Origin of the sequence: Mesorhizobium sp. M2E.F.Ca.ET.209.01.1.1 (assembly GCF_004010375.2) — a bacterium.
GTDB lineage: Bacteria > Pseudomonadota > Alphaproteobacteria > Rhizobiales > Rhizobiaceae > Mesorhizobium.
The window spans coordinates 1-280 of record NZ_SADP02001363.1 but is presented as its reverse complement, the minus strand read 5'-3'; the positions used below and the strand labels follow the sequence as shown (position 1 = coordinate 280).

The window sequence follows — 280 nt, the reverse complement described above, 5'->3', positions numbered from 1 at the left end:
GCAGCTCAACATCGTTCCCATCAAGCTCTACTCGCAGATCAACGGCGACGTGCTGCACAATCAGCAACTCGGCTATGCGATTGCCTTCGGCATGATTGTCATCACCGGGCTGGCGAATGTCTTCTACATCTGGTTCCGGACCCGTTCCGAGAGGTGGCTGAAATGAAGTCGGGCAAATTCTGGGCCTGGGTCGTCTTCGCTATCGGCACGGCCTATTTCTTCATGCCGCTGCTGGCGACATTAGAGTTTTCGATGCGCATGCGGCGCGGCGTGCATTCCT

2 pseudogenes are annotated in these 280 nt (G+C 56.4%); both read left to right on the top strand.

The features are described from left to right. Positions 1–166 (top strand): annotated as a pseudogene (locus EN852_RS43090) (acriflavin resistance protein); the annotation flags it as partial. Further along, positions 163–280, top strand: a pseudogene (locus EN852_RS43460) (ABC transporter permease); the annotation flags it as partial. The pseudogenes EN852_RS43090 and EN852_RS43460, both read left to right, overlap by 4 nt.